Origin of the sequence: Rhodococcus shunpengi, assembly GCF_048381395.1 — a bacterium.
In the GTDB taxonomy this organism is placed as follows: Bacteria; Actinomycetota; Actinomycetes; order Mycobacteriales; family Mycobacteriaceae; genus Rhodococcus.
This window is the reverse complement of the sequence record NZ_JBLWIU010000017.1, coordinates 1-9,091: the sequence shown is the minus strand read 5'-3', so window position 1 is coordinate 9,091 and position 9,091 is coordinate 1. Positions and strand designations below refer to the sequence as shown.

The following is a 9,091-nucleotide window of genomic DNA, read 5'->3' as shown; positions in this document are numbered from 1 at the left end:
GGTTCTGACGAGTAGCCGGCGGCGCCGCTCTCGCACCATCGGATTACCAAACGGTACGCCTGCGACAAGATCATCTACGCGGTACCGTCACAGACGTCGCCGCGCCCCCCTGCCCGGCGACAACGGCCCCGCCGATCGGCTCCTCACACGAACCTCGGCGGGGCCACCTCGTTCCCGCACACAGCCGAACGCCCCCGTCCCTCTGGGAGTGAGGAGCGGGGGCGCCCAGGCGTGGCCCGATCAAGGCGGGGGCCATCGGGCCACGACTTAGAGCACGTCTCATTTGGTGAGTTTCTTGAAGCAGGTCAGCGCAGCGGCGAGTTGGAGAAAGGAAGCAAAGTTCTCACCGTGACGTTCGTAGCGCATCGTCAGCCGGCGATAGCCGCTCAGCCAAGCCAGGGTGCGTTCGATCTTCCACCGGTAACGGCCGAGGCGTTCGCTGCTGTCGACGCCGCGGCGGGCGATCCGCGGAACGATGCCCCGGGCCCGCAGCCATCGGCGGTGCACGGGATAGTCGTAACCCTTGTCCGCCCGCAACCGGCCGGGTCGGCGGCGCCGCGGACCGCGAGGTGAGCGCACCGCCGGAATCGCAGCGACCATGGGTTGCAGCATGACACTGTCGTGGGTGTTCGCCGAGGTCACCGCCGTGACGAGGGGAATGCCGTCGGCATCGGAGAGGATGTGGATCTTCGAGCCGTTCTTGCCTCGATCGACCGGGCTGGGACCGGTCAGAGAGCCCCCCTTTTCGCCCGCACGTGCGCTGCGTCCAGGATCGCGGCGGACCAGTCCAGGTCCCCACCGGCACCGAGCCGATCGAGGACCCGGCGGTGCAGCTCGTCGAACACCCCGGCCCGAACCCAGGTGGTGAAGCGGCGGTGTGCGGTCGGAACGCTGACCCCGAACGACGGTGGCAGGTGCCGCCAGGCACAGCCGCTGGTGAGCACGTAGACGATCGCGGTGAACACCGCCCGATCATCGATCGCCGCCCGGCCGCCGCCTTGGGGCCGCGCCCGGAATCCGGGCAGCAACGGTTCGACGATCTCCCACAACGCATCCGGTACCAGCCGGGAAGACAACGCATCGACCACGGCAGTGCATTATGCCGCACAAACGATCTAGTCCATAAGAGACATGCTCTTATGTATCGGTCACAAGATCAAAGCGTTACGGCGCCATCCGAACGGGTGAATCTGCGGGTGATTACCGGAAGATGCGTTAACGCCGAGTAGTCCAGCCCTACGTATCGGGCATGGCCCTCGCTTGTCCCGACTGCGCTCACCGAGCCGTCGGCACCCCCGGATCGTCGTTGGTCCGCCACATCCTCGGCATCAAACAGAAGCCCGCCGAATGCCCTGAGCCCGTGCACGACGAGAGCGGATGGGGCGCGATGCCGTGCATGTGCAGCCACCCCTTCCACACGCCGTGAGCGGACGCGGGGAGCGCCGGTGAGCGCGTGGATGCCACTCGGGGCGATGATCCGGCGCGAGGTCACACGTCGCTGGGCGCGACCGGGGTCGGGATCGTCGGCCTGCCCGTGGAATAGCGACAGGAACTGAGACATCGCCTCGACCTGGAGGTAGCTGCCGTTCGTACCGGGGTGGTCGCCGCTTTCACGGGTGTCGAGCAGGTTGACGGCGGGCTGCTCTTCCCAGTGGGCGCGGATCGCGAGTCCGTGGTCGGCGGCCCGCACGGTCGTGTCGTTCGTGCCGACCAGCTCTAGCACCTTCTTGCCCGCCCACAGCGACGGGGAGAACAGCATCGGGTCGTGACCGACCGAAGCCGCGGCGAACCCGGCTGCGTCCGTTCCGTACGCGGCGTGCATGTCCGCCGTCCAGCGGCTCGTGGCGTATGCGGCGGCGAGGTTGGCGACCTCGCTGTTGCCGATGAACCCGACCGACCGATCCTTGAGGACCGGGTCTTGCGTGAACAGCCAGTGCCCGACGAGTCCACCCATCGGGCGGGTGAGGATGACCACGGGGCCGATGTCGAGGATGCCGTCGACGTGATCGAATGCGGCCCGATACGCGGTACGGGAGGCGGCGTTGCCCCACGGTTGTGCGCCGCCGCCTTCAATCCATCCCCAGCCGTTGTCGATCAGCCACTCGCGCAGGCCGATCCATGCGGAGAGGCTGGTGAACTGGTTGTATCCGCCGTTCGCGCCGTGCAGGTACAGGATCATCGGGATGTCGGCGCTAGCTGTGTTCGGCTTCGCCCACAGGATCTGGCCGGCTTGCGCCGTCGTTGCGGTGTAGGTCGTGTACTCGGTGCCGGTGCTGGTGTTCGGCATCAGGCCGCCTCGATCACGAGATCATCCCAACGGCCGTTCACCTGAGACGAACCGGATGCGCCGAGGAACGCCCCGAACCCCGTGCCGGTGGCGTGCTCGGTGACGGTTCCGGTATACCGCTGAGTGCCGTTGATCCACACAGTGACCGTCTCGCCGGAGCACGCACCCGCACCACGTCACCATTCGCCATCGTCACGCCGAGTTGAGCGACCTCCGTGCTGCCACCTGCGCTGCGCTTCACCAGACGCCACGAGCGGTCCTCATTGGACACGCGGGTGAGCAACAGACTGTTGTTCGCAGCGACGTAACGAACCGCAATTCCGATCTGCCCGGAGGTCTGAATGACGACGGTCATCGTGAAGTCGGCGTCGGCCACGCCCGCATCGATGATCGCATACGCCGTTCCGGAGGTGAGCGCTGTAAAGGCGAGCTGCCCGCTCACGACCTGCGCCGTGGCCCGGTGCCGACCACGGTCCACGGCTTGGCGCCGATGGGTGTCGATCCGAGGGCGCCGTCGGCGCGGGTGAAGTAGTCCGCCGCGATCGCGGTAACGGTCTGCTCGTAGACGAAGATGCTGTCCCCGGTGATCGCATGGGCGGGGATGCCGCCTTCGACGGTGGTGTACCAGTAGACCGGACCGGACCAGGTCGGCCGCGGCGTGTTCAGGTCGCTGCCGATGACGATCTCGCGGGGCACGTTGTCGATGGATTATGGACGCGGGGATTCATACGGCACGTCCGATCTGGAGATTGAGCCAATCCGACAGCCATCGGATGGCACTGCGGCCCGCGTTGTCGACCACGAGAGTGTTGTAGTCGGTATGGGCATTGGAGGTGAAGAAGCGTGCCGCACTGAGCCCTTCGCTGACCAGCAAAGCCAGATCATCGGCGCCTCGGGACTGCGAGAGCTCGACAAGTGAATCCGACAGCTGCCACAAGTCCACATTCGCATCCTGGTTCGTAATAGTCGTCGACACAGCGTGTGCGGTCCTGCTCAGCAGATCGGGAGAGGTCTTGGTCGATTTGCCGGAGAGCATGTCCGTCGCTACCGATGCCAAGTCCAAGCCGACGGGCAGCAAACCGGCCATCGCCGCAGCGGCCCCGGCCGGATCCGGCGCGACACCGGAAGGAGGAAGCACCTTTTCCACAGCCGACCACGCGACCTCCTGGATCTGACCGACGATCGTGGCCAGCCTGATGACGTCGACATTCGACAGGATCGACGCAACCAACGCCGCGATCTGCGTCGCGCCGGACGGATCCGGAATCACGGCCAGCACCTGCGCCACCCACCGCAAGTCCACCGCTGCCACCATCTCCACCAGGGGCGAAAACTGATTGTTCAACTCCCCAGCCACCTGGTGAGCCCCGCGAGCGTCGAGCGCGGCAACCTTCTGCGGCAGCACGGTCAAGTTGCGCAAGATGCCGGGCATATCGAGCGAGCTCACACCGGTCACGACATTCAGAACCTGATCGATCACCACCGTCGGTTTGAGCACCGACAACACGCTGCTCGCCGACGCAAGCACATCGGCAGGGGCGGATGCCAACGGGTCGATCTGCCCGGTCAGCGCGTCGGCATTCTCCGTGAGAGCACGCATCTCGGCATCTGACATCGGCAGGGGTGGTGACTCGTTCCCGGCGAGAATGCGTGCCGTGTCGGCGATCTCGACCACAGCGTCGACAGCACCTGCAAGGTCCGATTCACCAGCCCTGGTGAGCACGTCGTAGGCATGATGTTCGGCGGTACCGACCGGTGCAGCACCGAGTTGACCGATCGCTGCCGAGTTCGTCGCCCCAGAGGTAAGAAGGTCGGCCAGTGGAGCAAGAGTCGATGCGATCGACTGCGCAGTCGCGGCGACCTGCGCGAGATCGACGCTTGGTGCGGTGAGCTGCTGGCCGAGGCTAGTGACGTCGGTGCCTAATGTCGGCAGATCCGCCTCGGAGAAGTCCGCGGTCAGTGCGCCGGCAAGGTGGGCGCTGCCGCCGGACGCGGTGAAGTCACCGGCGCTGGGGGTCTTGCTCAGGATCGAGCCGAGCGAACCGATCAGCGGGTTCGTCCCCTTGTCGATCGAGCAGTACAGATCACCGGGATCACAAATCGATGCCACCCGACCCGACAGAGCCCCCATTCCTCGAGACCGTGGATCAGCGATGCCGTGTCCGGACGTCCGCGGCCCCACCGTCGCGGCCCCTGGTGTCCCGGCTCCCGGATCGGCCAGCAGGCCGACAGCAAGCACACGACTCGCATCGATCGGTCCCCTACCATTGCCGATATCCGAGGCGAGATCACCCGCCGCATCGGCGCCCTGCGAGTAACCCGTCAGCGTGAACTTCGTACGCGGACAAACCTGTGCAACATCCTCGAGCACCCGCGTGGCCCGCGACACCGCGTCCGCCTTACTGTCCGCGTAGGTGTGGCCGTTGTCGAACGCACGCGCCATGTAGGGCAGCGTGTATACCTCGACCGCGTCACCGTGGGCGTCGTTCAGCGCGTGCGCAACAGGAGCGAGCATGCCCACCGGCACAGCAGGGTCCGCATGCTCGTCGGTCTCCCACGTCCCGGGGATGAGCAGGTTGAACGTCGACGCACAATCAGTCGTCCCTGCCTGAGCGACCGCGGGAACGGTCAACAGCGTGCAGCTTCCGCCGACGACCGTGGTGACGATCAACGCAGCGGTGCGGCGGGACCTCGAATGTCGGACAGGCATGGATACCTCTGATGGCCGAAAGGACATGTGTGCGCCTACGTTCACCCACACGCCTGATTTCCCCAACACGGTGAACCGTGTCCCTGAGCCCAGATTCGCCCCGTGAGCGGCACCATCGGCCGACCTTCAGGTACGTGCACGACGCCCGTGCGCAGCGTGCATGAACTGCAAAAACTGCCATCGACAACGCAGACAGTTGCTCTTTCGAACCCGAGAAGCTGCATCGGTGCCTCGATCGTCTTACCTCAGGCTGCCACGTCCGAAGGCGCGATTGCACTCGAGCGGGCGCGGAGCTGCCTCATGGGTCGGGCGACGAACCGATCATCATGCTCCGCAGCGACCTGATGTGAGCGAGCATCGAACCACCGTCAAGCGGGGGAACCACCACTCGAACCACTACTTCTCATGCCGATGACTGCGCCGGATCTTGCGAACTCTCTGATCAGGTGCCCCGACAATGTCGGGGCCGACAGAACTCGTCCAGCGAACGCAAGAGGCGCACGCTCACACCAGCGACCATTAACCAGCTATGCGAGGGCGTGCCACCAGTAGTCTTCTTCCTCTTGTCTGTCCAGCACGTCGCGATACTCCGCCGCACAGGCGGCCGAGCACAACCCGCCATGCTCGTCGCCGGCGAGAGGTTGCCGACACACCTCGCACCGAAGCACACGGTCGTCGGCAGGAAACCGGGTAATCCCGAGTATCGCGCTGACAACGATCAGGACGGTTGCCGCACAGACGAACACGGCGGCAACGCTGGACTCCCGGAACAGAAAGGCAACCACTGCACACGCAAGGGCTGAAGAAGCAACGGCGGCCGGTGCCTGGTGAAGGTTCACAAACCGTAGGTCGCAACCTCGACCCCTCCCGTTACCAGCAGACAGACCATAGGGGCTCGCAATGAAGGCCCCAACCGTCGACGGCCCGTCGCCACCGACCTCTTGCAGAAATCGCGCGTTCGAAAGCGTTGTGTCTCGAGCTCTACAGAGACGCCCGAGGACCCGCCCCATTGGCTTTCAGGATGGCGGAGGACGGCGACGTACCGCTTGACTTCGGACGCCGCGGCAAGCCCGCCTCCCCTCTGCCGCCGGTACGCAACTCGACATCAGATCTGCCGACGTCGCCCGGCACACGGGCGACGCATTGCCCTTGCCCGCGTTCCCCCCTTTCGAATGCCCCGACACCGCTGAGCCCGCAGGCACTCCGGATCGACTCAGCCTGCCGGCACAGCACTGCCGAGCGGACCGTCCTGCTCGAAACGACCAGTGGCTCTGCTCGTCACTGTCCGCCACCCCGCCCACGCCTCCCCGACATTCGTAGCCTCCCACGTTCAACATGGGTGTGCGCGATGGCTATGCCCCACAACCGGATCAAACAACGACATACCCGGGTTTGTGCGCCGCAGTATCAACGGCATCAGCCAGACCAGGATGCGACAAGGGAAGTGACAGCACAGGACGCTGCGGAAACGCATCAGAAGCACGTTCGACGACCGCAACGGACGTGCTGCCGGCAAACCGGCCGCGATAGATGATCCCGTCGAGATCAGTGTGCGCGCGATGGATAGTGCGGGCCCAGTGCTGCGAGAGACGGTGCGGCGCGGAATCAAGAGCATGGTTGTCTCCCACCCGAGTGGCCCATGCACCTCCACCGATACCGGACACGTCGAGCAACTGCAGAACGCGGGTGAAGCGCACACCGGTCAGATAAGGGTCACCACGATGGCGATCGATCACCCGCGCCGATTGAAACGCTTCCGCCAATGCACCTTGAGGGCTCGAAGCGCCGTACCGAACTCCGTAGCCGGGATGGTCCCCACGCGGGAGCGGATGCTGATCGAACCGCAGAATCGGCCCGAACTCACGCAACGCATTCCACGGGAGAACATGCGAGCCGGTCGTACGGTGTACGCGCCACACGATCTCGCTCGGCTGCCACTCGAGTACTTTCTTCGGCAGCAGACCTGCTGCACGAAGCTGCGCGATGGAGGGCGGCGGCGGAAGCACTGGCCCCATCTACGCCGATTCCCACTCGATGGCAGCAAGCACGTCGACCACACACTCGATCTCTTCGGGTATCCCGGCGCTTCCGGTCAACCACGCGACGATCGAGACCGGCCGGCCCTCGACGACCAATGACGGCTGCGGCTGCGTGAGCAGTGTCTGCACCATCAGCGGGTGCAGGTCCTTCGGGATGTGGGGCATGACTTTGTCGAGGTAAGGGACGGCCCCGCTGTCGGTGAATTGCGCTGGGGGCAACAAGCGGTTGCGGCCGGAGTCGAATGCCCACAGGGTGCCGTCGGCAATTCGTTGCCTGATGCGAGCCGGCGTGACGCCCAGACGCACCGCAGCGTCTGCAATGGACAGCGAGGTCGCGGCGAGGTTGGCCATGCGGACGTCGCGGTCGACTCGCGCAGCCGTGGCAGCGGCGGGACTCGCGGTGAATCCGGCATCGGTGAGCACGCGTGCGTCGTGTTCGGATAGTGCCGGTCCGGCAGGGTTCGTCGTACGGAGGCTCTTCAGGATCTGCACGAGTTGATCACGGCCAATGTCGATTCCGGTCACTTCACGCAGAGCATCTTCGAAATTGAGGTCGCCTCGCAAATAGCGGCTCTCCGTCGTTGCTTCGCTCATCACGACCTCCTGATTTGCGACTATTTACGCTCGCAAATACATGCCAGCGAACTCCGCCGGCCAGGCACACCCTGAGAAATCCTGTCGATGTAGCACCACATCGGCAGCCACAAGAACCCTGCACAAGGCGTCCCAGCAACGACGGGTCCCCTACAGCGGGAGGCCACGACACCCCGGACCAGGGTCGACGCCGCCAACACCTTCTCTAATCGACCAGCGGAGATCGATTCCTACCTCGAGAGGGCCGCCGGCAAGGGTGCTCATCTCCGCAATGTCCCTTTGACGACGTGAGCAGGCGGTCGATCGGCTCATAGGGATGCACAGCGTTCGCTCCCCGAGTCACCGTGCCCCGGAATCGGAGACTCCGGGGCACAGGGCGGGCAGCTTCGAGGGGCGAGCTTCCTGCCGGGACTCAACCACTCCAGAGATGGAGTCGAACATTCGTCACCGCAACTCGGTCGAAGAAGCTACAGCGCGACCGCAACATAACCGTGGGAAGTTGCGGCCGAGATCACTGAGGTTTTCTCACCAGGAGTTCGCTGACGGCGGCCGGGGACATTCGGGCGGTGTGGCGTGAGATGAGGACGTGGGGTCCTACCTGGTAGAGATCGTTTCGACCAAGAAGCAATCCCGAAGCAGGACCCCACGTGATTTCCTATCGTGCCACGCTCGACGTGCCCGAGCGCACCCTGGCCTTCGTCGCCAGTGCCCTGGCCGCGCATCGCACCCGAGTCGACCGCCGACCATGGCAGCGGGCCGCAACCGTCTACGTCCAGGCGGTAATGGTGCTCCGCTGGTTCCGCGACGGCACCGACGTCGCCGCCCTGGCGCGCGATGCCCGAATCTCGCCGGCAACCGCCTACCGATACCTACACGAAGGCATCGACGTGATCGCCGCCCACGCCCCTGACCTGCACGAGGTCCTCGCCCATGGGAGTGCATCCGGGTGGGAACACGTCGGACTCGACGGCACCTTGATCGCCGCGACCCGATGCCGGGAGCGCTCCGAAGCCGGACACGACTTGTGGTACTCGGGCAAACACCGCCGACACGGCGGCAACATCCAGGTCCTGACCGACCCGACCGGCTACCCGGTCTGGGTCTCCGACGTCGAACCCGGCTCGGTTCACGACATCACCGCTGCTCGACTCGGCGGAGTCCTCGGCGCCCTCTATGAGGCCGCCACCGGCGGGATGCCCACCCTTGCCGACAAGGGTTACACCGGTGCCGGGATCGGTGTCCACACGCCGACCAAGGGCCGCGACCTCGATGCCGGCACTCGATGCCGCAACACACTTCTGTCCGCGATGCGCGCTCCGGCGGAACGTGCGAATGCCCTGCTGAAGACCCGCTGGAAGGCCTTACAACGAATCAGTCTGTGTCCGTGGAGGATCGGCACGATAACCGCTGCCGCCCTCGTGCTTCTTCACCTACAAGCCCCCGCCTGGTGAGAAAACCTCA

The 9,091-nt window shown here is 65.2% G+C and carries 8 protein-coding genes; 1 reads left to right on the top strand and 7 read right to left on the bottom strand.

The genetic code is table 11. The annotated features are described in order from the left end of the window. Window positions 1–279: 279 nt before the first annotated feature. The 7 genes from ACNJ7K_RS11575 to ACNJ7K_RS11545 all read right to left on the bottom strand — a co-directional run bounded on the left by ACNJ7K_RS11575 (window position 280) and on the right by ACNJ7K_RS11545 (window position 7,630). Window positions 280–1,088, bottom strand: a protein-coding gene (locus tag ACNJ7K_RS11575) for an IS5 family transposase (RefSeq protein WP_371683064.1) whose coding sequence is annotated in 2 segments (ribosomal slippage) — window positions 280–738 and window positions 741–1,088 — 807 coding nt in all. Because the reading frame shifts where the segments join, the coding sequence is not laid out codon by codon here. Between the two features lie 68 nt (window positions 1,089–1,156). Further along, window positions 1,157–2,179: a hypothetical protein gene (locus ACNJ7K_RS11570; protein ID WP_487041713.1), complete on the bottom strand. Its 1,023-nt coding sequence runs from the start codon at window positions 2,177–2,179 to the stop codon at window positions 1,157–1,159. Between the two features lie 145 nt (window positions 2,180–2,324). Next, window positions 2,325–2,663, bottom strand: coding sequence for a hypothetical protein (locus tag ACNJ7K_RS11565; RefSeq protein ID WP_487041712.1), 339 nt, complete (start codon window positions 2,661–2,663; stop codon window positions 2,325–2,327). Between the two features lie 62 nt (window positions 2,664–2,725). Then, on the bottom strand, window positions 2,726–2,983 hold the full coding sequence (locus ACNJ7K_RS11560; protein WP_016695654.1) for a hypothetical protein: 258 nt from the start codon (window positions 2,981–2,983) through the stop codon (window positions 2,726–2,728). 28 nt (window positions 2,984–3,011) lie between these two features. After that, a complete protein-coding gene (locus tag ACNJ7K_RS11555; RefSeq protein WP_487041711.1) occupies window positions 3,012–4,997 on the bottom strand; it encodes a cutinase family protein in 1,986 nt (661 codons plus the stop codon). 1,370 nt (window positions 4,998–6,367) lie between these two features. Then, window positions 6,368–7,012, bottom strand: coding sequence for an RES family NAD+ phosphorylase (locus tag ACNJ7K_RS11550; protein WP_080597781.1), 645 nt, complete (start codon window positions 7,010–7,012; stop codon window positions 6,368–6,370). Further along, window positions 7,013–7,630 (bottom strand): hypothetical protein, encoded by a 618-nt coding sequence (locus tag ACNJ7K_RS11545; RefSeq protein ID WP_487041710.1) that lies wholly within the window; start codon window positions 7,628–7,630, stop codon window positions 7,013–7,015. Between the two features lie 647 nt (window positions 7,631–8,277). On the opposite strand from ACNJ7K_RS11545, the gene ACNJ7K_RS11540 reads away from it, so the two are divergent. Continuing rightward, a complete protein-coding gene (locus tag ACNJ7K_RS11540) occupies window positions 8,278–9,081 on the top strand; it encodes an IS5-like element ISRhosp9 family transposase (RefSeq protein WP_263510442.1) in 804 nt (267 codons plus the stop codon). Window positions 9,082–9,091: the final 10 nt, after the last annotated feature.